Origin of the sequence: Streptomyces sp. NPDC006197, from assembly GCF_040613865.1 — a bacterium.
GTDB lineage: Bacteria > Actinomycetota > Actinomycetes > Streptomycetales > Streptomycetaceae > Streptomyces.
Genome location: NZ_JBEXSZ010000014.1, coordinates 53,184 through 78,977 on the forward strand (window position 1 = coordinate 53,184; position 25,794 = coordinate 78,977).

At 69.9% G+C, this 25,794-nt stretch carries 29 protein-coding genes and 1 riboswitch; of the genes, 14 read left to right on the forward strand and 15 right to left on the reverse strand.

The window, feature by feature from the left end; genetic code table 11:
* The first annotated feature begins 66 nt into the window (after positions 1 to 66).
* Positions 67 to 717, forward strand: coding sequence for a hypothetical protein (locus ABZ318_RS06855; protein ID WP_356901442.1), 651 nt, complete (start codon positions 67 to 69; stop codon positions 715 to 717).
* A gap of 443 nt (positions 718 to 1,160) precedes the next feature.
* On the opposite strand, the gene thiC is transcribed toward ABZ318_RS06855, so the two are convergent.
* Positions 1,161 to 2,978 (reverse strand): phosphomethylpyrimidine synthase ThiC, encoded by a 1,818-nt coding sequence (gene thiC, locus ABZ318_RS06860; protein WP_356901443.1) that lies wholly within the window; start codon positions 2,976 to 2,978, stop codon positions 1,161 to 1,163.
* Positions 2,972 to 3,106: riboswitch (TPP riboswitch) on the reverse strand. Its footprint overlaps the gene before it by 7 nt.
* Before the next feature lie 38 nt (positions 3,107 to 3,144).
* Between thiC and ABZ318_RS06865 the strand changes: the two genes are divergently transcribed.
* Positions 3,145 to 4,557 (forward strand): YibE/F family protein, encoded by a 1,413-nt coding sequence (locus tag ABZ318_RS06865; RefSeq protein WP_356901444.1) that lies wholly within the window; start codon positions 3,145 to 3,147, stop codon positions 4,555 to 4,557.
* Between the two features lie 179 nt (positions 4,558 to 4,736).
* Here the strand turns inward: ABZ318_RS06865 and ABZ318_RS06870 are convergent, their stop codons facing one another.
* From ABZ318_RS06870 to ABZ318_RS06885, 4 genes are all read right to left on the reverse strand, one after another.
* Complete coding sequence (locus tag ABZ318_RS06870) at positions 4,737 to 5,177, reverse strand: SsgA family sporulation/cell division regulator (protein ID WP_086823848.1); 441 nt, start codon at positions 5,175 to 5,177, stop codon at positions 4,737 to 4,739.
* Positions 5,178 to 5,315: 138 nt separating this feature from the next.
* Entirely contained in the window at positions 5,316 to 6,080 is a 765-nt protein-coding gene (locus ABZ318_RS06875) for a helix-turn-helix domain-containing protein (RefSeq protein WP_356901445.1), read from the reverse strand.
* Positions 6,081 to 6,323: 243 nt separating this feature from the next.
* Positions 6,324 to 6,542, reverse strand: coding sequence for a DUF5326 family protein (locus ABZ318_RS06880; RefSeq protein ID WP_123453633.1), 219 nt, complete (start codon positions 6,540 to 6,542; stop codon positions 6,324 to 6,326).
* A 175-nt stretch (positions 6,543 to 6,717) separates the two neighbouring features.
* Entirely contained in the window at positions 6,718 to 7,035 is a 318-nt protein-coding gene (locus tag ABZ318_RS06885; RefSeq protein ID WP_030685701.1) for a cupin domain-containing protein, read from the reverse strand.
* A gap of 50 nt (positions 7,036 to 7,085) precedes the next feature.
* Between ABZ318_RS06885 and ABZ318_RS06890 the strand changes: the two genes are divergently transcribed.
* The 5 genes from ABZ318_RS06890 to ABZ318_RS06910 all read left to right on the forward strand — a co-directional run bounded on the left by ABZ318_RS06890 (position 7,086) and on the right by ABZ318_RS06910 (position 10,751).
* Positions 7,086 to 7,463, forward strand: a complete 378-nt coding sequence (locus ABZ318_RS06890) for a phage holin family protein (RefSeq protein ID WP_356901446.1) — start codon at positions 7,086 to 7,088, stop codon at positions 7,461 to 7,463.
* 9 nt (positions 7,464 to 7,472) lie between these two features.
* The gene (locus tag ABZ318_RS06895) at positions 7,473 to 7,964 is read left to right on the forward strand and encodes a low molecular weight protein-tyrosine-phosphatase (RefSeq protein WP_356901447.1); all 492 of its coding nucleotides are present in this window, start codon (positions 7,473 to 7,475) and stop codon (positions 7,962 to 7,964) included.
* The gene (locus ABZ318_RS06900; RefSeq protein ID WP_356901448.1) at positions 7,961 to 9,100 is read left to right on the forward strand and encodes a cystathionine gamma-lyase; all 1,140 of its coding nucleotides are present in this window, start codon (positions 7,961 to 7,963) and stop codon (positions 9,098 to 9,100) included. Before ABZ318_RS06895 ends, ABZ318_RS06900 begins: the two co-directional genes overlap by 4 nt.
* Positions 9,101 to 9,339: 239 nt before the next feature.
* Entirely contained in the window at positions 9,340 to 10,236 is an 897-nt protein-coding gene (locus tag ABZ318_RS06905) for a LysR family transcriptional regulator (protein WP_356901449.1), read from the forward strand.
* A gap of 35 nt (positions 10,237 to 10,271) precedes the next feature.
* On the forward strand, positions 10,272 to 10,751 hold the full coding sequence (locus ABZ318_RS06910; protein ID WP_356901450.1) for an NUDIX hydrolase: 480 nt from the start codon (positions 10,272 to 10,274) through the stop codon (positions 10,749 to 10,751).
* Between the two features lie 22 nt (positions 10,752 to 10,773).
* Here ABZ318_RS06910 and ABZ318_RS06915 read toward each other — a convergent pair whose 3' ends face one another.
* Positions 10,774 to 11,964: a globin domain-containing protein gene (locus tag ABZ318_RS06915; RefSeq protein ID WP_356901465.1), complete on the reverse strand. Its 1,191-nt coding sequence runs from the start codon at positions 11,962 to 11,964 to the stop codon at positions 10,774 to 10,776.
* Positions 11,965 to 12,072: 108 nt separating this feature from the next.
* The gene (locus ABZ318_RS06920) at positions 12,073 to 12,726 is read right to left on the reverse strand and encodes a haloacid dehalogenase-like hydrolase (RefSeq protein ID WP_356901451.1); all 654 of its coding nucleotides are present in this window, start codon (positions 12,724 to 12,726) and stop codon (positions 12,073 to 12,075) included.
* A gap of 113 nt (positions 12,727 to 12,839) precedes the next feature.
* Between ABZ318_RS06920 and ABZ318_RS06925 the strand changes: the two genes are divergently transcribed.
* From ABZ318_RS06925 to ABZ318_RS06935, 3 genes are all read left to right on the forward strand, one after another.
* Complete coding sequence (locus ABZ318_RS06925) at positions 12,840 to 13,703, forward strand: GNAT family N-acetyltransferase (RefSeq protein ID WP_356901452.1); 864 nt, start codon at positions 12,840 to 12,842, stop codon at positions 13,701 to 13,703.
* An 88-nt stretch (positions 13,704 to 13,791) separates the two neighbouring features.
* Positions 13,792 to 14,250, forward strand: coding sequence for a MarR family transcriptional regulator (locus ABZ318_RS06930; protein ID WP_356901453.1), 459 nt, complete (start codon positions 13,792 to 13,794; stop codon positions 14,248 to 14,250).
* A gap of 43 nt (positions 14,251 to 14,293) precedes the next feature.
* The gene (locus ABZ318_RS06935) at positions 14,294 to 14,746 is read left to right on the forward strand and encodes a GNAT family N-acetyltransferase (protein ID WP_356901454.1); all 453 of its coding nucleotides are present in this window, start codon (positions 14,294 to 14,296) and stop codon (positions 14,744 to 14,746) included.
* A 53-nt stretch (positions 14,747 to 14,799) separates the two neighbouring features.
* Here ABZ318_RS06935 and ABZ318_RS06940 read toward each other — a convergent pair whose 3' ends face one another.
* From ABZ318_RS06940 to ABZ318_RS06950, 3 genes are all read right to left on the reverse strand, one after another.
* Positions 14,800 to 16,182: a serine hydrolase domain-containing protein gene (locus ABZ318_RS06940; RefSeq protein ID WP_356901455.1), complete on the reverse strand. Its 1,383-nt coding sequence runs from the start codon at positions 16,180 to 16,182 to the stop codon at positions 14,800 to 14,802.
* 94 nt (positions 16,183 to 16,276) lie between these two features.
* Positions 16,277 to 16,882: a dihydrofolate reductase family protein gene (locus tag ABZ318_RS06945; RefSeq protein ID WP_356901456.1), complete on the reverse strand. Its 606-nt coding sequence runs from the start codon at positions 16,880 to 16,882 to the stop codon at positions 16,277 to 16,279.
* Positions 16,883 to 16,966: 84 nt separating this feature from the next.
* Entirely contained in the window at positions 16,967 to 17,725 is a 759-nt protein-coding gene (locus ABZ318_RS06950) for a helix-turn-helix domain-containing protein (RefSeq protein ID WP_356901466.1), read from the reverse strand.
* 189 nt (positions 17,726 to 17,914) lie between these two features.
* Here ABZ318_RS06950 and ABZ318_RS06955 point away from each other — a divergent pair, with 189 nt between their 5' ends.
* Positions 17,915 to 18,751, forward strand: coding sequence for an alpha/beta fold hydrolase (locus ABZ318_RS06955; RefSeq protein WP_356901457.1), 837 nt, complete (start codon positions 17,915 to 17,917; stop codon positions 18,749 to 18,751).
* A gap of 108 nt (positions 18,752 to 18,859) precedes the next feature.
* Here ABZ318_RS06955 and dnaB read toward each other — a convergent pair whose 3' ends face one another.
* Positions 18,860 to 20,323, reverse strand: coding sequence for a replicative DNA helicase (gene dnaB / locus ABZ318_RS06960; RefSeq protein WP_177181944.1), 1,464 nt, complete (start codon positions 20,321 to 20,323; stop codon positions 18,860 to 18,862).
* Positions 20,324 to 20,764: 441 nt separating this feature from the next.
* On the opposite strand from dnaB, the gene ABZ318_RS06965 reads away from it, so the two are divergent.
* Entirely contained in the window at positions 20,765 to 22,102 is a 1,338-nt protein-coding gene (locus ABZ318_RS06965; RefSeq protein ID WP_356901458.1) for an MATE family efflux transporter, read from the forward strand.
* A 128-nt stretch (positions 22,103 to 22,230) separates the two neighbouring features.
* Here the strand turns inward: ABZ318_RS06965 and rplI are convergent, their stop codons facing one another.
* From rplI to rpsF, 4 genes are all read right to left on the reverse strand, one after another.
* Positions 22,231 to 22,677 (reverse strand): 50S ribosomal protein L9, encoded by a 447-nt coding sequence (rplI, locus tag ABZ318_RS06970; protein ID WP_030685731.1) that lies wholly within the window; start codon positions 22,675 to 22,677, stop codon positions 22,231 to 22,233.
* Between the two features lie 18 nt (positions 22,678 to 22,695).
* Positions 22,696 to 22,932: a 30S ribosomal protein S18 gene (gene rpsR, locus ABZ318_RS06975; RefSeq protein ID WP_005315025.1), complete on the reverse strand. Its 237-nt coding sequence runs from the start codon at positions 22,930 to 22,932 to the stop codon at positions 22,696 to 22,698.
* Between the two features lie 56 nt (positions 22,933 to 22,988).
* Positions 22,989 to 23,576, reverse strand: coding sequence for a single-stranded DNA-binding protein (locus tag ABZ318_RS06980; protein WP_356901459.1), 588 nt, complete (start codon positions 23,574 to 23,576; stop codon positions 22,989 to 22,991).
* A gap of 74 nt (positions 23,577 to 23,650) precedes the next feature.
* Positions 23,651 to 23,941, reverse strand: coding sequence for a 30S ribosomal protein S6 (rpsF, locus tag ABZ318_RS06985; protein ID WP_015034882.1), 291 nt, complete (start codon positions 23,939 to 23,941; stop codon positions 23,651 to 23,653).
* 285 nt (positions 23,942 to 24,226) lie between these two features.
* Between rpsF and ABZ318_RS06990 the strand changes: the two genes are divergently transcribed.
* Both ABZ318_RS06990 and ABZ318_RS06995 read left to right on the forward strand, forming a co-directional pair.
* Positions 24,227 to 24,541, forward strand: coding sequence for a hypothetical protein (locus ABZ318_RS06990; protein ID WP_356901460.1), 315 nt, complete (start codon positions 24,227 to 24,229; stop codon positions 24,539 to 24,541).
* 119 nt (positions 24,542 to 24,660) lie between these two features.
* Complete coding sequence (locus tag ABZ318_RS06995) at positions 24,661 to 25,779, forward strand: peptidoglycan bridge formation glycyltransferase FemA/FemB family protein (protein ID WP_030685738.1); 1,119 nt, start codon at positions 24,661 to 24,663, stop codon at positions 25,777 to 25,779.
* The last annotated feature ends 15 nt before the right edge of the window (positions 25,780 to 25,794 follow it).

The following is a 25,794-nucleotide window of genomic DNA, read 5'->3' on the forward strand; positions in this document are numbered from 1 at the left end:
CTCTCCTCCGTTTCCGCCCGACCCACCGTTTCCCACGGCTGATCCGGGCCTACGGAGCATCGGGGGATGCACATGAACGTGGCTCCGCACCTGCTGACCGAGGATCGCGCCGAGTACGAGCGGGTCCTCGACGACGCACTGAGCACCGCCCACGCACGTCCGGATCTCGCCGGAGTCGGAACGAGGCTCACGGTCGCGCAGCTGCGCGCCATGACGATGAACGCGACAGCGCTCATCACCACCGCCGCGGCCCTCGAGTACGACCACTTCGTGAAGGTCCGCGAGCAGAACCGGGCGGCCCTCGGGACCCGGACACCCGAAGCCGAACCGGGCACGGACACCGGCGCGGGCGCCGGCGTCGTCGCCATCGTCACCGTGCTGCTGCCCGTCCTCGCGGGCACCGCCGCCGCGATATTCCTGCTGGTCGGCGGGGTCCTGCACGCCCTCGCGCCCAGCGTGGTGTTCGGCGAGACCCTGCTGACGGCAGGCCTCGTCTTCGCCGCCCTCGCCGCCGCCGGCCTGCTCTCCGCGGGCGTCGGCCTCCTCGTGACCGCCCTGCGCAACAGGCCGGCCGCGGCGGACGGGGCCGCCACGGCCGACGACGAACTCTCCCTCGCCAGGGAGGCCTGGCGCCACGCCCTCCTGGAGCGCGGCATCCTCCCCTTCCTCCGCGACGCCCTCGCCGCCGCGGCGCCCCCGGACCCGACGGCGCCCTGAGGAACGGCGGGGCCGGGGCCCACCCGGCCGACGGCAGGAGGAACGGCGGGCCGGGACCACCCGGCCGACGGCAGGTAGACGCGGTTGCCGCTCGCCACGAACTCCTACGACTTCTCCGCCGTACCGACCTCGATCTCCCGCTGCGTGCCGCCGTGCTCACGCCGGATGTGAAAGGCCTCTACACCGGCCAGGCCGACCGGGTCCGCCTGCTCACCGAGGGCGGTCGGCAGATACGGGGGAAGACGCCCTTCGTCCCCGACACGAAGATCCCCGGCTGCCCGTCCGACTGGGTCGCCCGGATGATCCCGCCGGGCGACAGCGTGACGGAGTGCAGCATCCACCTCGTGACGGACGACGGTGCCAAGCCGTTCGCGGTGGGTTTCGCGGAGGCGGGCCAGCCGGGACTGGTGACCTGGCGGGCCCCCTCCGCTGAGGCGGCCGGGTCAGCCGGCCGACCCGCCGCCCGTCTCCGCCAGCGGCAGATACACGCGGTTGCCGGAAGCCGCGAACTCCTTCGACTTCTCCAGCATCCCGGCCTCGATCTCCTCCGGGGTGGCGTCCGCCTCGCCGCCGAACTGCTCCGTGATGCTTCTGCTGATCTTCATCGAGCAGAACTTCGGACCGCACATCGAGCAGAAGTGCGCGGTCTTCGCGGGCTCCGCCGGCAGCGTCTCGTCGTGGAACTCGCGTGCGGTGTCCGGGTCGAGCGCCAGGTTGAACTGGTCCTCCCAGCGGAACTCGAACCGCGCGTCCGAGAGCGCGTCGTCCCACTCCTGCGCACCCGGGTGCCCCTTGGCGAGGTCCGCGGCGTGCGCCGCGATCTTGTACGTGATGACGCCCGTCTTCACGTCGTCCTTGTTCGGCAGGCCCAGGTGCTCCTTGGGCGTGACGTAGCAGAGCATCGCCGTGCCCCACCAGGCGATCATCGCGGCGCCGATGCCGGAGGTGATGTGGTCGTACGCGGGCGCGACGTCCGTGGTCAGCGGGCCGAGCGTGTAGAACGGCGCCTCCTCGCAGATCTCCTGCTGGAGGTCGATGTTCTCCTTGATCTTGTGCATCGGGACGTGCCCCGGGCCCTCGATCATCGTCTGCACGTCGTGCCGCTTGGCGATCGTGTTCAGCTCGCCGAGCGTGCGCAGCTCCGCGAACTGCGCCGCGTCGTTGGCGTCCGCGATCGAGCCGGGGCGCAGACCGTCGCCGAGCGAGTACGTGACGTCGTACGCCGCCAGGATCTCGCAGAGCTCCTCGAAGTTCGTGTAGAGGAAGTTCTCCTTGTGGTGCGCCAGGCACCAGGCGGCCATGATCGAGCCGCCGCGCGAGACGATGCCGGTCTTGCGGCGCGCGGTGAGCGGCACGTACGGCAGGAGCACGCCGGCGTGCACCGTCATGTAGTCGACGCCCTGCTCGGCCTGCTCGATGACCGTGTCCTTGTAGATCTCCCAGGTCAGCTCCTCGGCCTTGCCGTCGACCTTCTCCAGGGCCTGGTAGAGCGGCACGGTGCCGATCGGCACGGGGGAGTTGCGCAGCACCCACTCGCGGGTGGTGTGGATGTTGCGGCCGGTGGACAGGTCCATGACCGTGTCGGCGCCCCACTTGGTCGCCCAGGTCATCTTCTCCACCTCCTCCTCGATGGAGGAGGTGACGGCGGAGTTGCCGATGTTGGCGTTGACCTTCACCAGGAATCGCTTGCCGATGATCATCGGCTCGATCTCCGGGTGGTTCACGTTCGCCGGCAGCACGGCGCGGCCCGCGGCGATCTCCTCCCGTACGACCTCGGGGGAGACGTTCTCGCGGATCGCGACGTACTCCATCTCCGGGGTGATCTCGCCCCGGCGGGCGTACGCGAGCTGGGTCACCGCCTGCCCGGCGCGGCCGCGGCGCGGCAGGCGGGGGCGGCCGGGGAAGACGGCGTCGAGGTTCTTCAGCCCACCGCCGCGCGGGGAGGTGTGCTTGATGCCGTCGTCCTCGGGGCGGACCGGGCGGCCCGCGTACTCCTCGGTGTCGCCGCGCGCGATGATCCAGTTCTCGCGCAGCGGGGGAAGGCCCCGCCGGACATCGGTGTCGATGGCGGGGTCGGTGTACGGGCCGGACGTGTCGTACAGCGTGACGTCCTTGCCGTTGGTGAGGTGCACCTGACGGACGGGCACCCGGAGGTCGGGGCGCGAGCCCTGGACGTACCCCTTGTGCCAGCCCGGCGTGCGCTCCTGCCCGTCGGTCTGGTTCTGGTCGGAGGCAGGCGTGCGTGCATCCTGAATGGTCATGAGACCGATCTCCCTACGCCGGCATTACCCGGTAACAGGTTCGGCGGTCGGCGCAGCCTCTTCCCGTACGCGCGTACGGTGATCAGCGCCCTCTCAGCCCGGTGCTCCGAGCTCCCGCGTGTGCAAAGGTGCCACCACGCTAGCGTCATCCCTGGCGTGCTGAACAGTGGGCCCCCGCCGTTCTTGCGATGATCGGCCGGTGACTTCCCCCCAGCAGCCCCCCGAGCCCCACCGCCACGCCCACGATCCCGGACACGGACACGGTCATGGGCACGGAGCCGGAGGAGGAGGCGGCGGGCACGGCCACAGCCACAGCCATGGGCCCGCCGCCCCGGTCTCGCGGCATCTGCGCAAGGTCATCGCCGCGATCCTGATCCCCTTCGCCGCCGCCGTCGTCGTCGGGCTCGCGGTCCTGTGGCCGGGCGGCACCCCGGCGCACGAGCGCACCGGCGTGGGCTTCGACCGGCAGACCCAGCAGGGCGAGGTCGTCTCCGTCGAGCACGTCGACTGCAAGGACGTGAACGCCGCTCAGGTCCCGCCGACCGGCGACACCTCCACTCCGGAGGGGCGCGAGGCGGTCAACGCCCAGCAGGGGAAGTGCGAGAAGGCGACGGTCGAGGTCACCAGCGGTCCGGACAAGGGACGCAGGTTCGTCGAGATCGTGCAGCCGGACGCGCCGCGCCAACTGCACCAGGGGCAGGGCGTGGTGGTGGCGTACGCCCCCGACGCCCCGCACGACCTGCAGTACTCGGTGACCGATGTGAACCGCAAGCTGCCGATGGCGCTGCTCGCCGGCATCTTCGCCGTCGCGGTCGTGGTCGTCGGCCGGATGCGGGGGCTCATGGCGCTCATCGCGCTCGCCGTGAGCTTCCTCGTGCTGACGTTCTTCATCCTGCCGGCGATCCTGCAGGGCTCGAACCCGCTGGTCGTGGCGGTGGTCGGGTCGAGCGCGATCATGCTGCTCGCGCTCTACATGTGCCACGGGCTCTCGGCCCGCACCTCGGTCGCCGTGCTCGGCACGCTGATCTCGCTGCTGCTGATCGGTCTGCTGGGCTCGCTCTTCATCGGCTGGGCCTCACTCAGCGGCAACACCGACGACAACACCGGTCTGATCCACGGCCTGTACCCGGAGATCGACATGTCCGGCCTGCTGCTCGCGGGGGTCATCATCGGTTCGCTCGGTGTGCTCGACGACGTGACGGTCACCCAGACCTCGGCGGTCTGGGAGCTGCACCAGGCCGATCCGGGCATGGGGCCGCGCGGCCTGTACCGGGCAGGGATCCGGATCGGTCGCGACCACATCGCCTCGGTCGTGAACACGCTGGTGCTGGCGTACGCGGGTGCCGCCCTGCCGCTGCTGCTGCTCTTCTCCATCGCCCAGAGCAGCATGGGGACGGTGGCCAACAGCGAGCTGGTCGCCGAGGAGATCGTCCGGACCCTGGTCGGGTCGATCGGTCTGGTGGCGTCCGTCCCGGTCACCACGGCGCTCGCGGCCCTGGTGGTCTCCGCCGACCGGCCGGCGTCCGGGGGTGGGAAGCCGGCTGCGGTACGGGGAGGGCGGCGCCGTCGCGCCAAGTGAGGTGTGCGTGCTGGGGGATCGGGCCGGCCCGGCTCGGGGAGGAGGGTCCGGCTCGCCTCAGGGAGGAGGGCTCGGCTCGGAGAGGACGACCGGTTCAGGCGGGCCTGTTCAGGCGGACCGGCTCAGGCGGGCCGATTCAGGCGGACCGATTCAGGCGGACCGGCTCCCTAGGGGCCGGCTCAGGCGGGGCCGGCGTTCTCTTCGGCCAGGATCCGGCCCAGGGCGGCCTCCAGGTGGTCCTCGAAGTCGCCGAGCGTCCGTTCCTGACCGAGCGGAACCAGCTTGTCCGTCCGGTCGAGGAAGGCGACCAGCGGCGGCGCGCTGGCCCGGAACAGTGCGCGGTCACCGCCCACCTGGAGCCGGATGGAGACGTCCGAGAGCCGCTCGGGCTCCGTCGGGGCGATGTGCACGTCACCGTCCCCGCTCGGCCGGTTGATCCCGTCGAGCAGCAGCTCCCGCCCGAACGCCCAGGTCACAGGGGCGTCTCCGGGAAGGTGGAAGGTCATCCGCACCGCGTAGGGATCCCGGGTCTCATACCGGAGTTCGACCGGGATCTTGAAGGAGAGCTCCTCGGAGACGAGGAAGCTCATCAGGACCTCGGCCTGAACTGACTCTCGCATCGTGTACCCCGCAGTAGATGAAGCAGTTGTGTAAACACAGCTGCTGAAAGCTGTGACCGAAACGGCCAGGAATGATCCCCCACGGCCCTCTTGACGCAATCGTGCTGTAAGCACTAGCAGATCACAAGGAGTGATTTTTCAGATACTGATAGAGAACGCGAGTGAACCGAAGAGCTTTCCGATCTCTGTGCGTAGTCGCTCGACTGCTGGGAGCAACCGTTCTTCCTGGTGAAGAGGGAGGGAAATCGCCATTGCGGCCGCTGTGGAGCCCGCGGTGATGGGGATCGCGGCACAGACCGTGCCCAGCGCATATTCCTGGCGCTCCACCAGGGGTTCCATTCGTCCCAAACCGCCCAAACGATCCAAAAGGACACGGCGATTACGCACCGTGTACGGAGTGATGGCTTCCACCGGGTGGCGGTCGAGGTGGTCTTGACGAGATTTCAGATCGAGTTGACTCAGCAGGCACTGGCCGATCGCATGGGCGTGCGCGGTCTCGCGGAAGTCGGCCCATTCCTCCACCGCGGGGGCGGAAGGGGTGTCGGCGACGGCGACGAGTTCTACCTCGCCTTCGCGGTAGAAGGCGAGGTAGATGGGTACGCCGATCTCGTCCCGCCAGCGGGCAAGAGAGTCTTCGATCTTGATGCGACGATTCTGCACAGCTCCGCCGCCGGCCAGCCGGAAGGCGGCCTCGCCCAGGACGAACACGCCCTTGTCGCGGAGCAGATAGCCCTCGTGCGTCAGGGTGCGGAGCAGGTGGTAGGTGGTGGGCAGCGGAAGGCCCGTCTCGCGGGCGAGCTGCTTCGCGGGGGCGCCCTCCGCATGGGAGGCCACGGCCTCCAGGAGTCTCAGCGCCCGCTGCACCGATCCGATCAGGGTAGGCGCTGCCGTCTGCGTAGCCATGGCCAAAGGTCACCCCCAGGCGTGAGGACGGGTGCAGTGCACCCGCCCGCGGGGGCCGCCCCCGCGCGCCCGCCGGGCCTGGGAAACCGCTGGTCAGTATGGAGGTCTACGCCTGTAGTCCCCATCGCGGCGGAGAGATTCCACTCTAGTGGCAGCCTCGGGGCCCATACCCCGATTCGGCCCGGGCGGTCCCCCGCCCGGGCTAACGCCCTCCATCGCCTTCATGCCGATCAATAGCTTGTGCTACCAGTCCTCGCGCGACCTGGCGGAGGAGCTGAACTTCCGCACGACGTAGACCAGTCCGGCGACGAGAGCCACGAAGAGCAGCACCTTGAAGAGCAGACCGACCACGAAGGTGAGGACGCTGGTGATCAGCCCGCCGAAGACGAGCAGGGCGAGAACGGGTATGGCGACCCACTTCACCCACCAGGGCATCCCCGCGAGAATCTCCCGTACGGCCATCGTCCCTACCTCGCTCTCGAAGAACCGCGCACTCCGCGCCGAACACCCTCAAGGCTAGGGGCGGGAGGAGGCCCGTGGAGGCCCCGCGGCCCCCGCTCTCCCCTGATCCACCCCCTAGGGGCTCGGCCCCCGCGCCTGCTCGGCTCTCAGGGTCCGGGCCGGCCCCCGCGTCCGCTCAGCTCTCCGGCGGGGAGAAGACCACCATGACCCGCAGGTCCTCGCTGATGTGGTGGAACCGGTGCTCCACCCCGGCCGGCACGTAGACCACGCTGCCGCGCGCCACCTGGGTCGTCTCCGTCCCGACCGTGATCGCCGCCCGCCCGCTGACCACGAAGTACACCTCGTCCTGGCCGTGCGGCTGTTGCGGGTCGAGTTCCCCGGCGTCGAGCGCGTACAGGCCCACCGACATGTTCCGCTCGCGCAGGAACTGGAGGTAGGCGCCCTTGTTCGCGGCGCGCTCCGCCTCCAGTTCGTCCAGCCGGAATGCCTTCATCGCCGCTCGCCCCTGCCCTCGGCCCGATCATGTCTGCCACGATCAGACACATGAAGAATTTCGTAGTCAAGACGCTCGCGAACGCGGGCGCCCTGGGAGTCGCCATCTGGCTGCTCGAGGACATCACCCTGACCGGTGAGAGCACCGGGAAGAAGGCCCTGACCCTCATTCTCGTGGCCCTCGTCTTCGGGCTGGTGAACTTCCTGGTCAAGCCGGTCGTCAAGCTCCTGACGCTTCCCCTCTTCATCCTGACCCTCGGCCTGATCACCCTGGTGGTCAACGCCCTGATGCTGCTCCTCACGTCCTGGCTGGCCGACCAGCTCGACCTCAGCTTCCACGTGGAGGGCTTCTGGACCGCCGTCCTGGGCGGCCTGATCATCTCCGTCGTCTCGTGGGCGCTGAACGTCGTGCTCCCCGACGGCGACTGAGTGCGGACCATGGCCTACCGCGTGTGCTTCGTCTGCACGGGCAACACCTGCCGCTCGCCGATGGCCGAGCACGTCTTCCGCCGGTGGGTGGAGGACGCCGGCCTCGGCGAGGTGGTGAAGGTCGAGAGCGCGGGCACCCAGGGCTGGAGCGAGGGTGCCGCCGCCGACCCGCGCACGGTCGCCGTGCTCGACGAGAACGGCTACACCTCCACGCACATCGCCCGGCGGTTCAGTGCCTCGTGGTTCGCCGGCCTCGACCTGGTGATCGCCCTGGACGAGGGCCACCTGCGGCGACTGCGGGAAATGGCCCGCACCCCCGAGGAGGCGGCTCGGATACGACTGCTGCGCTCCTACGACCCCGCCGCGGGGGACGCGCTCGACGTCCCCGACCCCTACTACGGGGGCCGCGAGGAGTACGAGGAGTGCCTGGAAATGGTGGAGGCCGCGAGCGGGGGACTGCTCGCGGCCGTACGCCGTGCACTGGAGGAGCGGACACCATGACCGACCAGGAATACGGCGACGGCACCCGCGCCGTGCGGGCCGGGCTGCCCGAACCCGTGAAGTACGAGCCGACCCTGCCGGGACCGGTCTTCGCGGCCCATTTCCACCTGCCGGGCGAGCCGACCGGCCCGTACACCTACGGCCGCGACGAGAACCCCACCTGGACCCACCTGGAGCGGGCGATCGGCGAGCTGGAGGCGCCGGGGGAGGAAGGCGTGGAGACGCTGGTCTTCGCCTCCGGCATGGCCGCGATCTCCGCCGTCCTGTTCTCGCAGCTGAAGGCGGGCGACGCGGTGGTGCTGCCGGCCGACGGCTATCAGGCCCTGCCCCTGCTGCACGAGCAGCTGCGAGCGTACGGCGTCGAGGTCCGCACCGCGCCGACCGGCGGCGACGCCCAGCTGTCCGTACTGGACGGGGCCAGGCTGCTGTGGCTCGAGACCCCCTCCAACCCCGGGCTCGACGTGTGCGACATCCGCCGTCTGGTGCGGGAGGCCCATGCGGCCGGGGCGCTCGTCGCCGTCGACAACACCCTCGCCACCCCGCTCGGGCAGCGCCCGCTCGCGCTGGGCGCGGACTTCTCCGTCGCCAGCGACACCAAGGGAATGACCGGGCACGGCGACATCCTGCTCGGCCACGTGAGCTGCCGGGACCCCCGGCGGGCGGCGGAGGTGCGGCGCTGGCGCAAGATCGTCGGTGCCATCCCCGGCCCCATGGAGGCCTGGCTCGCCCATCGGTCGCTCGCCACGCTCCAGCTGCGGATCGACCGGCAGTGCTCCACCGCTCTGGCGCTGGCGCGGGCGCTCGCCGAGCGCGCGGACGTGACCGGGCTGCGCTACCCCGGACTGCCCGACGACCCCTCGCACGCGGTGGCCGCCCGGCAGATGCGGCGCTTCGGCCCGGTGGTCTCCTTCGAGCTGGCGGACCGGAAGCGGGCCGAGCGGTTCCTGGAGGGGCTGCGGCTCGTCGACGACGCCACCAGTTTCGGCGGCGTGCGCTCCACGGCGGAGCGCCGCGGGCGCTGGGGCGGGGACGCGGTGGCGGAGGGCTTCGTCCGCTTCTCGGTCGGAGCCGAGGACCCGGAGGACCTGATCGCCGATGTGCTGCGCGCCCTCGACGAGGCCGGGAGCGCCGGCTGAGACCGGTGACCCCGGTCCCGGCGCACGCGGAACGGGGCGCTCCGAGCCTCCCCCCTCGTGGCTCGGAACGCCCTCGGTCTCCGGCGCGGAAACCGCCTGCACAAGGCTAGTTGACTGAGCGTCAGTGTCCAATCACGGTAGCGACAGCGACCTATCGACTTATTTATAGTTGGACGGTCCTGAGGCGCAGTCAGTCGACCGCCTGAGTCGAACGGCCACGGGGCCGGGAGGGGGCGGACATGGATCTGGCCCTGCTGCGCACGTTCGTCACGGTGCACCGGGCCGGTTCCTTCACCCGCGCCGCCGCGCTCCTGGGCCTCTCCCAGCCCGCCGTCACCAGTCAGATCCGCACGCTGGAACGACAGCTCGGGCGGCCGCTCTTCCTCAGGCGGGCGCGCGGAGTCACCCCGACCACCATCGGCGACGAACTCGCGCACCGCGCGGCGCCCCATCTGGACGCCCTCGTGGAGATCGCCGAGGCCGGGCTCGACGAGGGGAGCGGCGTCCGCACCCTCCACATCGCCGGGCCTCCGGAGTTCACCGCGCTCCGCGTGCTGCCCGCCCTCACCCCCCTGGTCGGTCAGGGGCTCGCCGTGCGGGCCTCCTTCCTCGGCGACACGGAGGAGGTCCTCGACGGGCTCGCCGCGGGCCACCACGATCTGGCCGTCGCGACCGCCCGCCCCCGGGGAGGTCTGCTGGTCTCCACCCCGCTCTGCGACGAGGAGCACGTTCTGGTCGCGGCCCCGCGCTGGGCCGCCCGGCTCTCCCCCGAGGTGCTCCTGAGCAGGGGTGCGGTGCTCCTGGAACGGTTGCCGGTGGTCGAGGTCCACGAGTCGCTGCCCTTCGTCTCCCGCTACTGGGCGAGTGTCTTCGAGACCAAACCGGCGGCGGCCGCCACCGTCATCGCCCCCGACCTGCGGGCCGTCCGGGACTCCGCCGCCTCCGGCGCCGGGCTCGCCGTCCTGCCGCGCTACCTGTGCGAGGAGGCCCTGCGGCAGGGACGCCTCGTGGCGCTGCTCGACCCCCCGGTCCCACCGCTGCGGACCTACTTCCTGGTCGTGCGCACGGGGACGCTCGCGCTGTCCCCGCTCGCCCGGGCCCACGAGGAGCTGCTGCGGGCAGCCGGGAACTGGTGAGTTTCAGGACACCTCGGACGGGCCATTTTCTTCCCATGACCGAACGTCCCGTGATCAAGCGCACCGCACGCGCCATCCTGCTCGACGGGGACGATCTGATCCTCATCAAGCGGACCAAGCCCGGTATGGATCCCTACTGGGTCACCCCCGGCGGCGGCGTGGAGCCCACCGACGCGACCGTCGTCGAGGCCCTGCACCGCGAGGTGCTGGAAGAGCTCGGCGCCAAGATCACCGATGTGGTGCCCTGCTTCGTCGACACCGTCGAGCACATCGTCGACGGCGGGGTCTCCGGGGTGAAGGTCCAGCACTTCTTCGTGTGCCGGCTCGGTTCCATGGACTCCTCTCTGCGGCACGGCCCCGAGATCGAGGAGCCGGTCGGCGAGTACGAGATCGTCCGGGTGCCCTTCAGCCGGGTCGGCATCGCCGCCGTGCACCTCGTCCCGCTCTCCCTGCGCCACTACCTCGACGGCAACATCGAGGGCGTCCGCGCGATGCACGCCCCTGACCTGGGCTAGGTCCTGTCTTTCGGATCAGGATCTAACCGGCCGCCGCGGGGGTGAGCTCCGCGAGGAAGTCGTGGCGGATGCGGTCCGAGGGGACCCCCGCGCCGCGCAGCGCGTCGACGCCCTGGCGAACCATGTCGAGCGGTCCCGAGAGATAGGCGTCCCGTTCGTTCCACGGGCCGTAGCGGCAGACGGCGTCCGGGAGTCTTCCCTGCTCCTCGGTGACCGGGTGGACGGAGAGCCACGGGAAGGTCTTCTGGAGCCGCAGCATCGTGTCGATGTCGTAGAGGTCGTGGCCGCTGCGCGCCCCGTAGAAGACGTCGACCGGGCGCCGGTCCCCGTGCTCGGCGACGTCCTCGACCAGCGCCTTGATCGGCGCTATCCCGGTGCCGCCGCCCATGCAGAGCAGGCCGGTGTCCGTGGAGTGGTCGACCGTCATGGAACCGGCCGGCGGACCGAGCCGCAGCACGTCCCCGGGGCGGGCCCGGTGCACCAGCGCGTTGGACACCCAGCCGGCGGGGACTGCCTTGACGTGGAGGGAGAGCAGCCCGTCCGGCCGGGGTGCCGAGGCGAAGGAGTAGTGGCGCCAGACCCGGGGCCACCACGGGGTCTCCAGCGTCGTGTACTGCCCGGCGAGGAAGGGGTACGGCTGGTCGGGCCTGAGCGTGACGACGGCGATGTCAGGGGTGCGCAGGTCGTGGGAGACCACCTCGGCCTGCCACCAGGCGGGGGCGGACCGCTCGTCCTCCGCGGCCGCGTCGATCATGATCTGGGAGATCGTCGTGTACGTGCGGACCCAGGCCGCCTGGGTCTCCTCGTCCCAGCTCTTCTCCGCGTACCGCTCCAGAGCGCCCATGAGGGCCTCGCCGACGGCCGGATAGTGGGCTGCCCGAGTCCCGTACTTCCGGTGCCCCCTGCCGAGGTTCTCCAGGTACGAGGTGAGGACCGGGGTGTCGTCCAGGTGCTCGGCCGCCGTCAGCAGGGCCTTCAGGAGCCGGTCCCGCTGGGTGTCCATGGCCGCGGGGAACATCTCGCGCAGCTCGGGGTGCCGGACGAAGAGCAGGGCGTAGAAGTACGAGGTCACCCGGTCGGCGACCGGTGCGATCTCCGCCAGGGTTCGCCGGACGAGGACGGCGTCGGCGGAGGGGTCCTCAGATATCCGGGGTTCCGTCCCCTCTGCCTCCGGGGGCTCCCGCTCGTACGTCGTGGTGGTCGGAGCATCCATCATGTGCCTCGCCTCGCGCTGGCCGGCTTCCGTGACCGCAGCATGACGCTTCCGACCGGCGCTTAGGACGGAAAGCGGCGTTCTCGGGCCATAGGCCCTGGTTTCTGGCTAGGCTGCGCTGTTTCGGACCAGGGCGTAGGCCTCGCGCAGGTCCCCTCCGGAGTAGCTGTGGCGGGAGAGCCCGGCGAGATGGTGGTCCGCGTTCACGGCCACCGTCTCCGGCACGATCGCGAAGAGCTCCGCGTCGGACATCGAGTCCCCGTACGCGACGCAGTCGGCGGGGTCCACTCCGTACCCCGCGCAGAGCTCCCTCGCGATCCGCACCTTCGCGCGCGCGTCGAGAATGCCCGGCCGGTGGATCGGATCGGTGAAGGGGACCGCCGGCCAGAGCGAACCGTGGGTCGAGTCGGCGCCCCAGTCGAGAAGCCGCTCGACGAAGAAGCCGGGCGAGAGGGAGATGACCGCGCAGAGATCCCCCCTCGCCCGGATGTCCGCCCAGACCTCGCGGATGCCCGCCAGCCAGGGCGCCCCTTCGAAGGCCGCCGCGACCTGCTCCAGGGTGAGGGCGGACCACAGCTCGCGGGCCTGGACGGCGAACTCGTCCGGCGTGAGCCCCCGCAGGAACCCCTCTTCCAGGACGGCGATCTCATCCACCAGGTCCAGTTGCCGGGAGATCTCCACCGCGGCGGCCGAGCCCCTGATCAGGGTGCCGTCGAGGTCGAAGAGGTGCAGTCGTCGCGTGGGGGGTTTCACGTGAAACATCGTCCGGGTGCCACCCGACGGAATCAACGGCTCCTCGGTTATCGGCCGGAGAGGTCGGCCGGATCCGGTAAAGCGGTGGACGGAAGATCGCCGCGTCGGACAGCCTGAAAGGCATGCCTGCTTCCCCCACCTCCCTCGCACAGCTCCCGGTCCGGCGTCTCACCTCGGAGGACCTCCTCGCCTGCGCCGATCTCTCCGAGAATCGGGGTTGGCTACGCGAGGAACACAAGTGGGGCCTGCTGCTCACCGCCGGCACCGGCTACGGCATCGACGATCCCGACGGTCCGGGCCTCGCCGCCTGCTCCGTGGTCACCTCGTACGGTCCCGGGCTCGCCGCGATCGGCATGGTGCTCGTCGCCGAGCGGTACGCACGCCAGGGCGTGGGGCGCCGGCTCATGCGGCACGTCCTGGCGGAAGCCGGGGACACCCCGCTCACGCTGTACGCCACGGCGAACGGACAGCCTCTGTACGAACAGCTGGGCTTCACCGAGACGAGCCGATCCGAAATGGTGTGCGGACGCTTCACCTTCACCGCACCCGCCCCGGACGTTCCGGTCCGCCCGGCGACGGCCGAGGACCTTCCGGCGATCCTGCGCCTGGACCACGAGGTCTTCGGTCTCGACCGCACCCACCTCATCGCCCGGCTCCCCGCCTTCGCGGATCACCTCAGGGTCGCGGAGGAGGACGGCGAGATCACCGGCTTCGCGACCGCCTGGCCCAACATGGACACCCATGTCATCGGCCCCCTGATCGCCCGGGACCCGGGCACGGCGAAGGCCCTGATCGCCTCCCTGGCCGCCGCCACCGACCGGCCGCTGCGCACGGACATCGACGTGCGGCACGCCTCCCTGCTGAGCTGGGCGAAGGAGAACGGCATCGACACGATCGCCACCAACTCGGTAATGATCCGCTCCCTGCCCGATCTCCCCGGCGACTGGCGCCGCCGCTTCGCTCCCCTGACGGTCGCCGCCGGATAGATTTACTTGCAGACGCCCATTATTGCGCCTCTTCGTCTACCCTGGACCGAGAGCCGCACCGGCGCCGAGGAGACACCGAGGAGAGAAGATGACCGCGACGGACCCCGCACTCACCGCGCTCGCCCAGCGCTGGTGCGCCCTCTCCCTGCTGCACGGCAGGATCGAGTCCCACATCGAGCGCGCCCTGGAGTCCGGCCACGGTCTGAGCGTGCGGGAGTACTCACTGCTCGACGTCCTCAGCCGCCAGCACAGCGGCCCCGGCGGCCACCTCCAGATGAAGCAGGTCGCCGACGCCGTCGTGCTCAGCCAGAGCGCCACCACCCGGCTCGTCACCCGTCTCGAGGACCGCGGTCTGCTCACCCGGTACCTCTGCGCCACCGACCGGCGCGGCATCTACACCGATGTGACCGAGGCCGGCCAGAAGCTCCTCGAAGAGGCCCGCCCCACCAACGACAGCGCGCTGCGCGAAGCGCTGGACGAAGCCGCGAAGAACCCCGAGCTGGCCCCGCTGGTCCAGGTCGTGGAGGGCGTGGGCGCGCCCGCGTGAGCCTGACGCCGGGGCAGGAGCGCCTGGCACTACGCTGCGGGGCATGAGCGATCTTGAGATACGCCCCGCCACCGCGGAGGACCTCCCGGCCATCGTCGCGATGCTCGCCGACGACCCCCTGGGCGCACAGCGCGAGTCCCCCGACGACCTCGCCCCGTACCTCATCGCCTTCGAGCGCCTCGCGAACGACCCCAACCAGCACGTCGTCGTGGCCGTCCGCGAGGACAAGGTCGTCGGTACCCTCCAGCTGACGGTCATCCCGGGACTCTCCCGCCGGGGCACCACCCGCTCGATCATCGAAGGCGTCCGCGTCCACACCGACGAGCGCGGCAGCGGCCTCGGAACACAGCTCATCGAATGGGCCGTCGAGGAGTCGGGCCGCCAGGACTGCCGGCTCGTCCAGCTGACCTCCGACGTCACCCGCACCGATGCCCACCGCTTCTACGAGCGCCTGGGCTTCGAGGCCTCCCACGTGGGTTTCAAGAAGAGCCTCTGAGGCCGTGTTTCACGTGAAACGGCACGGTTTCACGTGAAACACCCCACGACCACTCAGAGACCGCGCCAGCCCGCCTCGTCCACACCGCCCGGAACCGCGTCCTTCGGCTCGTACGGCTCCCGCGTGAAGACGAACGAGCCGAGGTCGAGATGGCTCACGCTGCCGTCGGCGCGCCGCACCGCCCTGAGCGTCTCCCCCGCGTAGTAGCCGTTCAGGCCGACCCAGCCGCCCTCGGGCAGCGCCCGGAAGCGGGCCCGTCGCCCGGGACCCCGCAGCGGTTCGAGCACCACGCTCCGCTCGGGACCGAGCCGAAGCCCATAGGCGTACGTACCCCAGTACCAAGGCCCGGTGAGGGACAGCAGCTCCTCGTCGACCTCGGCCTCGGGAAGGGGCCGCCACGGCTCCGGGAGCCTGGGCTCCGCCTCCGCCACGATCCGTACGAGATCGGCGGCCACGACCCCCGCCAGTGGCCCCGAGGTGGCGTTGGAGAGTGCGATGCCCGCGAGGCCGTCCTCCACGCTCACCCACAGAGAGGCGACGAAACCCGGGAGGGAGCCGCTGTGGCCGATCAGGGTGCGGCCGTCCCTGCGCACCAGCTGGAGACCGAGCCCGTAGCTCCCCTCCCAGTCGCCTTCCCCGGCGGGAGAGGCCGGGGCGCGCATCTCCTCCACGGACGCCGCGGCGAGCACCCGCTCGTCCCCCGCCGCGAGGAAGGCGGCGAAGCGCGCGAGGTCCGCGGCCGTCGACCAGAGCTGCCCGGCCGGTGCCATCAGACCGAGGTCCTCGGACGGCTCGGACAGCATGACGTCGGCCCAGGGATGCACCGCCCAGCCACCCGCGTGCGGAGCGACGGGATCGACCGTCGTACGGCCCATCCCCAGCGGCTCCAGGATCTCGCGCCGCAGCGCCTCTTCCCAGGTCACCCCCCGGACCGCCTCGATCAGCGAACCCAGCAGCGTGTAGCCCGGGTTGGAGTAGTGATGCCGGCGCCCCGGCGCCTGGAGGAAGGGCTGCTCCCCCAGGACGTCGGAGAGTTCCGGGCGCAGGGCGGCCGAGGACCGCTCCCACCACGCGCCGGGCGTCTCCGCCGCGAGACCGCCGGTGTGACCGAGGAGTTGGGCGATCGTCACCTCACCGACGCCCGTTCCCTTCAGATGGCGTTCCAGTGGATCGTCGAGCCCGAGCAGGCCCTCGTCCCGGAGCCGCATCACCAGGACGGCGGTGAACACCTTGGTGATGGACCCGATCCTGAACTGGGTGTCGGCGTCCGGCGCGTGGCCGTCCACGCAGCTGCGCGAACCGCTCCAGACCAACGCTCCGTCACGGACCACCGCCCCCACGAAGGACGGCGTCCGCCCCTCGGACTGGGCGACCGCGACACGGTGCAGCAGAGCCCGCTCGGTACCGGGCAACAAGGCTTCGAAAGATGTCGTCATGGACCCCATCCAACGCGAATGTCACCCGGGGCACTTCCCGATTTCCCTTGCGGTGTCTCTGCTCCATGCCGGAGAGCGCCGTCGGCGCACGAGGTCAGTAGCTGTCGTAGCTGGGCTCACCGTTCGGCCGGTAGATGCCGAGGACGGTGCCGCCCTTCGTCGTCGAGACGCTGACCGGCTCCAGCGCGGTGGGGATCGCCCCGTCGGCGAACAGCCTCTTGCCGCTGCCGATGATCACCGGATGGATGGTCAGCCGGTACTCGTCGACGAGGTTGTGCCGCATGAGGGTCTGGGCGAGGTCGCCGCTACCGACGACGCTGATGTTGCCGCCGCCGGATGCCTTCAGCGTGCGCACGGCATCGACGATGTCTCCCTCCAGCAGCGTGGAGTTCTGCCACTCGACGGACGTCAGGGTCCGGGACGCCACGTATTTGCGCGTGCTGTTCATCCGGTCGGTGAACGGGTTGTCGGGATCGGCGGTCGGCCAGTACGACGCGAAAATCTCGTACGTCTTGCGGCCGAGCAGCATCGCGTCGGAGTCCTGGTACCAATCCGCGATCGCCGCGCCGACCTCGTCGTCGGCCACTGGCTTCTGCCAGCCCCCGTGCTTGAAGCCGCTCCCCGCGTCCTCGTCCGGACCGCCCGGCGCCTGCATGACGCCGTCGAGCGTCAGGAACGTGCAAACGATGATCTTGCGCATGGTGTGCTCCCTTCGTTGACGGGTAGACCGCACGCCCTCCGGAAACTCATCGGCGGAACTTCCGCGACACAGCACCACGGTGTCTCACCGCGTCGTCCATGCGCGGTCGTCCACTCTCAGGAACGGCTCGTCCGGCACGGTCGCAGGGGTCGTACCGGTGAATGCCATGACGTCCCGATGGAGATGGGACTGGTCGTAGTAGCCGCAGTCCGCTGCGACTTGAGCCGCTCCTTCGCCCGCGACCAGACGGTGCACGGCATGGTCGAAGCGGACCAGCTTCGCGGCACTTTTCGGTGGGATGCCGATGTGGGCGTGGAACCGGGACCACAGGCGCTTGCGGCTCCAACCGAGTTCGGCCGCCAGGTGGTCGACCCGGACGAGGCCCCTGCCGACGACGATCCGGTTCCAGGCCCAGGCCACCGCCGCGTCCACCGGCGACCGGGCCTCGACCCGGCGGGCGAGCAACGCGTCCGTGAACGCGAAGCGATCTTCCCACGAGGGGATTTCGCCCAGTTGTTCGCGAATCCTCGACGCCTCCCTGCCCCACACCTCATCGAGGGAGACCGGGGAACCGGCCAGATCGACCGGACGGACGCCCAGAACCGTGCCTGCGACCACCGGGGACAAGCGCACCTGTACGCACTCGACGTGTTCGCCCCACGCCCGCACCCCGCCTCCGAAGCCGAAACCGGGGCCGGCGACGAGGCTTCCCCGATGTCGCCGCCCAGCGCCGTCCTGCACGGTGGACGGACTCGCCCCGAACTCGATGATCAGCATCACGGCCGGGTGTGGAACCACCCGCAGGCCACCGACGGGCGGGCCGGGGACCCGGAATCCGGCCATTTCGACACCAGGCACCCGGCTGGGCCGCTGCGGACGTGCGACGTCCCACGCAGCCGGATCGTCACGGGCACTCGTAGTGATCCCCATCACCAAATGCTACGCGGGCCGAGGGGGGAACATTCGTCCAAGCCGCCGGTGCGCGTCGGCGGCGACGATGGACTCATGACTCCTCCCGACAGGAACCCTCGTATGAACGGCGATGTCGACGCCCCCGAAGGCTCGATCCTCCGCCTGGAGCACGGCGACATCCACGTTCGCCAGGATGGCCCTCGCGACGCCCCCGTGCTGCTGCTCATCCATGGATCCGCCGCCTCGAGCCGTTCGTGGGACGCCCTGGTTCCGCTGCTGACCACGCTCCATCGCGTCATCCGGATCGACCTGCCGGGGCACGGCCGCTCGGCCGAACCGGTCGACGGCGATTACGCGATCCCGGAGCAGGGACGCAGGATCGGCGCGGCGCTGGACCGGCTCGGCGTCGAGCACGCCGTGGTCGTCGGCCACTCCAGCGGTGGCTATGCCGCCACCGCTCTCGCCGAGCAACGACCCGGTCTGGTGACCGCGCTCGCGCTTATCAACACCGGCCCCGGCATGGATGCGTTCATCGCACCGGAGCCCCCCGCGCTCCGTCCCGCACAGTGGCCACCGACCGACGAGCAGATCCGCCAGATCGCGAGCACCGGATTCCGCGCGGGATATCAGGTCCCGCAGGAACTCGTCGACGAACTGCGCTGCATGACCTACCGCGCGGTCGCCGCAGCGATGCAGGCGTCCATCACCTATCTGAACCAGCGTGCGCTTCCGGATCGGCTGATGGTCCTCGGCAAGCCGCTGCAGGTGATCTTCGGCGACCAGGACCGCAGGTGGCGTCCCTCGTCCGCGGCCGACTACCGCGTCGTTCCGGGCGCGCAAGTCGAGTTGCTGCCCGACGCCGGACACACACCCATCCTGGAGGATCCGCCGCGGACCGCCGCACTTCTCCTGTCCTTCGCCGAGATCCACACCGTCCGAGCACCCGAGGCCACCTGAGGTGAACGTACCGACCTGCCGGTCTCACGTCCGCTTCACCAGCGCGGTCGACACGCAGTCGGGCGTGAGACCGTGCGGCAAGATCTGGGACCCCGCAAACCCCTCGGGTCAGGTCTGGGCCATGTCCACGAAACGCGAGTAGTGGCCCTGGAAGGCCACGGTGATCGTGGCCGTCGGGCCGTTACGGTGCTTGCCCACGATGATGTCCGCCTCGCCCGCGCGCGGTGACTCCTTCTCGTAGGCGTCCTCGCGGTGGAGCAGGATGACCATGTCGGCGTCCTGCTCGATCGAGCCGGACTCACGCAGGTCGGAGACCATCGGCTTCTTGTCGGTGCGCTGCTCGGGACCACGGTTCAGCTGGGAGAGCGCGATCACCGGCAGTTCCAGCTCCTTGGCGAGGAGCTTCAGGTTTCGCGACATGTCGGAGACCTCTTGCTGACGGCTCTCCTGCCGCTTGGAACCGCCCGACTGCATGAGCTGCAGATAGTCGATGATGACGAGCTTCAGGCCGTTGCGCTGCTTGAGCCGGCGACACTTCGCGCGGATCTCCATCATCGACAGGTTCGGGGAGTCGTCGATGTACAGCGGGGCCTGGGAGACGTCCGGCATCCGGCGGGCGAGGCGCGTCCAGTCCTCGTCGGTCATCGTGCCGGAGCGCATGTGGTGGAGCGCGACCCGGGCCTCGGCCGAGAGGAGGCGCATGGCGATCTCGTTGCGGCCCATTTCGAGGGAGAAGATGACGCTGGGCAGGTTGTGCTTGATGGAGGCCGCCCGGGCGAAGTCCAGGGCGAGGGTCGACTTACCCATGGCGGGACGGGCGGCGATGATGATCATCTGGCCCGGGTGCAGTCCGTTGGTGAGCGAGTCGAGGTCCGTGAAGCCGGTGGGCACACCGGTCATCTCGCCGCTGCGGGAGCCGATCGCCTCGATCTCGTCGAGCGCCCCCTCCATGATGTCGCCGAGCGGAAGGTAGTCCTCGGTGGTGCGCTGCTCGGTGACGGCGTAGATCTCGGCCTGGGCCGAGTTCACGATCTCGTCGACGTCTCCGTCGGCCGCGTACCCCATCTGCGTGATCTTGGTGCCGGCCTCCACGAGGCGGCGCAGGACAGCGCGCTCGTGGACGATCTCCGCGTAGTACGAGGCGTTGGCCGCGGTCGGGACCGACTGGACCAGGGTGTGGAGGTAGGAGGCGCCGCCGACGCGGGTGATCTCGCCGCGCTTGGTGAGCTCGGCACCGACCGTGATCGGGTCGGCCGGCTCGCCCTTGGCGTAGAGGTCGAGGATCGCCGCGTAGACGGTCTCGTGCGCGGGCTTGTAGAAGTCGTTGCCCTTGATGATCTCCACGACGTCCGCGATGGCGTCCTTGGAGAGCAGCATGCCGCCGAGGACGGACTGCTCGGCGTCGAGGTCCTGCGGGGGAACGCGCTCGAAGGCGGAGAGTCCACCGTCCCAGGGGCCCTCGCCGCCCCGCTCGTGCTGGTCGTCGCGGCCACGGCCGCGGCCGCGTCCCTCGCCACGGGTACGGGTGGGCAGCCGGTCGCTCGGTCCGCTGTCGGCCCAGGGGTCGTCCATGGGCTCGGGAACGCTCACCAAGCCACCTCCTCCCGTCCGCTCCGCGGACTTCGCCATGCCACTCTTTCTTATGCCACGCCTTGATCGACGAGTGGCTTCGCGACCGCTTTTGGCGCGTCGGGCGCCGGACCACGGTAGGCCTGTGGAGGGCCCTAGCCAATCTGGTTATCCACAGGCCCTGTGGGTTACGGGCCAGATGCTGTGGAGAACTCCCCGGATCCTGTGCACGGAGCGGGGGACAGCCATGTGGACAAACTCATAGCACCCCCGGCCTCACCCATCTGACCTGCACTTTTCCCATCCACGGGCTGTGGGGGAGAAAAAGTTATCCCCCGGGGCCAAGATCAGAACAAACGGCCCACACCCGAAGCCCCGCGCCAGCCCTAAGTAAGGATCACTTACGCATTGCATCTCTTACCTGTGGAAGATTAGATTGGGCTCATGACTCAGGCCCCCGCGACCTCCAAGGCCGTCCGCCGACAGCACGACCGCGAGATCGTCTCCCTCGCCCTGCCGGCGTTCGGCGCCCTCGTCGCCGAGCCGCTGTTCCTCATGGTCGACAGCGCCATCGTCGGGCACCTCGGCACACCTCAGCTCGCGGGTCTCGCGATCGCCGCGGCGCTGCTCTCCACCGCCGTCAGCGTCTTCGTCTTCCTGGCCTACGCCACCACGGCCGCCGTCGCCCGGCGCGTGGGCGCGGGCGATCTCCAGGCCGCCATCCGGCAGGGCATGGACGGCATCTGGCTGGCCCTCCTGCTCGGCGCCGCCGTCGTGGCCCTGACCCTGCCCACGGCACCGTGGCTCGTCGGCGTCTTCGGCGCATCGGACACCGCCGCTCCGTACGCCGTCACCTACCTCAGGATCTCCAGCCTCGGAATCCCCGCCATGCTGGTGGTCCTGGCCGCCACCGGCGTCCTGCGCGGTCTCCAGGACACCCGTACGCCGCTCCGTGTGGCCATCGCCGGCTTCGCGGCCAACGGCGCGCTCAACGCAGGCCTGGTCTACGGCGTCGGCCTGGGCATCGCCGGCTCTGCCTGGGGCACGGTCATCGCCCAGTACGGCATGGCCGCCGCCTACCTCGTCGTGGTCGTACGAGGCGCCCGACGCCACGGCGCCTCCCTCCGTCCCGACCCGGCCGGCATACGCGCCTCCGCCCAGGCCGGCGTCCCCCTCCTGGTCCGTACGCTCTCCCTGCGCGCGGTCCTGATGATCGCCACGGCCGTCGCCGCCCGGCTCGGGGACGCCGAGGTCGCCGCCCACCAGATCATCCTGTCCCTGTGGAGCCTGATGGCCTTCGCGCTCGACGCGATCGCCATCGCGGGCCAGGCCATCATCGGCCGCTACCTCGGTGCGGACGACGCCGACGGGGCACGCCAGGTCTGCCGCCGCATGGTCCAGTGGGGCGTGCTCTCGGGGGTGGTGCTCGGTGCGCTGCTCATCGCCACCCGGCCCCTGTTCGTGCCGCTCTTCACCGGCGACACCGCCGTACAGGACACCCTGCTCCCGGCCCTGCTCGTGGTCGCGCTCTCCCAGCCGGTCTCCGGGGTCGTCTTCGTCCTCGACGGCGTCCTGATGGGCGCGGGAGACGGCCCCTACCTGGCCTGGGCGATGCTGCTCACGCTGGCGGTCTTCGCCCCGGTCGCCCTCCTCGTCCCGACGCTCGGCGGCGGGCTGACGGCGCTCTGGTGGGCGATGACCCTGATGATGACGGTCCGGATGGGAACCCTCTGGTTCCGTATGCGCTCCGGCCGCTGGATCGTCACGGGCGCCACCCGCTGAGGACCGCCTGTTTCACGTGAAACCGCGGAAGGCAACAGCAGAGGGAAAGCAGGGAAAACAGCGGAAGGGCCGCATCCCGAGGGATGCGACCCTTCCTCACTGCTGAGCGCAGACTGCCGAGGGCAGCGTTACGCGGCGACGACCTCGATGCCGAGCTTCGCGGCAACCTCGGGGTGCAGACGCACGGACACCTGGTGCGAGCCCAGGGTCTTGATCGGCGAACCGAGCTCGACGCGACGCTTGTCGACGTCGGGGCCACCCGCGGTCTTGATCGCCGAGGCGATGTCGGCCGGGGTCACGGAGCCGAAGAGACGGCCGGCGTCGCCGGAGCGAACGGCCAGGCGCACCTTCGTGCCCTCGAGCTGGGCCTTGATCTCGTTGGCCTGCTCGATGGTCGCGATCTCGTGGATCTTGCGGGCGCGGCGGATCTGCGCCACGTCCTTCTCGCCACCCTTGGTCCAGCGGATCGCGAAACCGCGCGGGACCAGGTAGTTGCGAGCGTAGCCGTCCTTGACGTCGACGACGTCGCCAGCGGCACCGAGGCCGGAGACCTCGTGGGTGAGGATGATCTTCATTTTTCGGTCACCCTTCCCTTATCGCGCGGTGGACGTGTAGGGCAGCAGCGCCATCTCACGGCTGTTCTTGACGGCCGTGGCGACGTCACGCTGGTGCTGCGTGCAGTTGCCGGTCACGCGGCGGGCACGGATCTTGCCGCGGTCGGAAATGAACTTCCGCAGCATGTTCGTGTCCTTGTAGTCCACGTACGCGGTCTTGTCCTTGCAGAACGCGCAGACCTTCTTCTTAGGCTTGCGCACAGGCGGCTTCGCCATGGTGTTTCTCCTGTGTGATCAAGAAGTGGGGGTACGAGCTGCTTCGAGGGCGTGCCCTAGAAGGGGGGCTCGTCCGAGTAGCCGCCGCCGGAGTTTCCACCCCAGCCGCCACCGCCGCCGCCCTGCTGGCCGCCGCCGGAGGAGGGGCTGCCGGTCGCCCACGGGTCGTCGGCGGGAGCACCGCCACCACCCTGCTGGCCACCGCCGCCGGAGTTTCCACCCCAGCCGCCACCGCCGCCGCCCTGCTGGCCGCCGCCGTATCCACCCTGGCCGCCGCGACCGGTGGTCTTGGTGACCTTGGCCGTGGCGTTCTTGAGGCTGGGGCCGACTTCCTCGACGTCCAGCTCGTAGACCGTGCGCTTGACGCCCTCACGGTCCTCGTAGGACCGCTGCTTCAGCCGGCCCTGCACGACGACGCGCATGCCTCGCTGGAGCGATTCGGCGACGTTCTCCGCCGCCTGACGCCAGACCGAGCAGGTCAGGAAGAGGCTTTCGCCGTCCTTCCACTCGTTGGTCTGACGGTCGAAGGTGCGGGGAGTGGACGCGATACGGAACTTCGCGACCGCCGCACCGGACGGGGTGAAGCGCAGCTCGGGGTCGTCGACAAGATTGCCGACGACCGTGATGACGGTCTCGCCTGCCATGGGGGAACCTCTCGGCGGGTTTGCTTCTGGCTGCTTTGTTGCTACTCGAACCCGATGACCTCTGAGCTAGGTGCTCAGTGGGTCTCGGGACGGAGGACCTTGGTCCGGAGGACCGACTCGTTCAGGTTGAGCTGGCGGTCGAGCTCCTTGACGACCGCAGGCTCGGCCTGCAGGTCGATGACCGAGTAGATGCCCTCGGGCTTCTTCTTGATCTCGTAGGCAAGACGACGACGGCCCCAGGTGTCGACCTTCTCGACCTTTCCGTTGCCCTCACGGACGACGGAGAGGAAGTTCTCGATCAGCGGGGAGACAGCGCGCTCCTCGAGATCGGGGTCGAGGATGACCATCACCTCGTAGTGACGCATGTGGAACCCACCTCCTTTGGACTCAGCGGCCACGGTCGTTCCGTGGCAGGAGGGTCGTGATGCGTAAGCAACGGTATCCGCCACCACTGACAGTCCCCCTCGGCGAGCGAGGAGCGCTGTCGGGGATCCCGGAGGGACCTGGGCAGACACCGGCGCAGCTGTACAGAGTACCCGCACATCGCCTTGCGGTTGAAATTCCCCCGGGAGGGGACGCAATCTGTACACAACGGATGTGGGCGGCGCTAGGATGCGCCGCCTTCCGGTAGCCACGCCAGGAGGTGCCCCATGGCACAGGCAATGCGACCCGACCCCGGCCACTCCCTCTTCGCGACCGACGGCAAACCCCACCCGCTCCAGGACACCCTGGTCGGCGTGACCCTGGTCCTCGGGATCCTCGCCTTCGTCACCGCGCAGTTCCACAATCTGCACCTGCTCAGTTCGTGGTCGGGCCTGATCGGCATCCTGACCGGCGCGTACGGACAGTTCGTCTCCGTGACGACACGCGAGCGCTTCCTGATGATCCTCGGACTCGGCGCCTCGGCGGTCGGCTTCTACCTCGGAATGGCGCACGGAGGCCTCTTCGGCGGCGTCATCAGCTGACATCGGCCGCGCGTCGGCGCACACGCACCCATTCGGGGCGCTCCCGGGTCACAGTAGGCTTCGGCGCGAGAGCCGGAGCCCCTGACCGATGGGGACACACCTGCCGAGGAGCGCCCCGCATGAGCCTGACCCTGAGGACCATCAGCCGTGAGCAGCATCTGGCATTCATCCAGAGCCAGCCCGCCGCGAGTCACTGCCAGGTCCCGGCGTGGGCTGATGTGAAGACCGAGTGGCGCTCGGAGAACCTCGGCTGGTTCGACAAGTCCGGCGAGCTCGTCGGCGCCGGTCTGGTGCTCTACCGCCAGCTGCCGAAGATCAAGCGCTACCTCGCCTACCTGCCCGAGGGGCCGGTCATCAACTGGTACGCGCCCAACCTCGACGACTGGCTGCAGCCGATGCTGGCGCACCTCAAGCAGCAGGGCGCCTTCTCGGTGAAGATGGGCCCGCCGGTGGTCATCCGCCGCTGGGACTCGGCCGCCATCAAGGCCGGCATCCAGGACCCGGACGTCAAGCGCCTCAAGGACGTCGAGGCCACCCACATCGAGCCGCGCGCCTTCGAGGTCGCGGACCGGCTGCGGAAGATGGGCTGGCAGCAGGGCGAGGACGGCGGCGCCGGCTTCGGCGACGTGCAGCCCCGCTACGTCTTCCAGGTCCCGCTCGCGAACCGCTCGCTCGACGACGTCCTCAAGGGCTTCAACCAGCTGTGGCGCCGCAACATCAAGAAGGCCGAGAAGGCCGGTGTCGAGGTCGTCCAGGGCGGCTACGAGGACCTGGCCGAGTGGCAGCGGCTGTACGAGATCACGGCCGTCCGCGACCACTTCCGGCCGCGCCCGCTCTCGTACTTCCAGCGCATGTGGACCGTCCTCAACAACGAGGACCCCAACCGCATGCGGCTCTACTTCGCCCGCCACAACGGGGTGAACCTCTCCGCCGCGACCATGCTCGTCGTCGGCGGGCACGTCTGGTACTCCTACGGCGCCTCCGACAACATCGGCCGTGAGGTCCGGCCCTCGAACGCGATGCAGTGGCGGATGCTGCGCGACGCGTACGCCATGGGCGCGACCGTCTACGACCTGCGGGGCATCTCGGACTCGCTCGACGAGACCGACCACCTCTTCGGACTCATCCAGTTCAAGGTGGGCACGGGCGGCGAGGCCGTCGAGTACGTCGGCGAGTGGGACTTCCCGCTGAACAAGCTGCTGCACAAGGCGCTCGACATCTACATGTCGCGCCGCTGACCGTTCCGTAGGCTT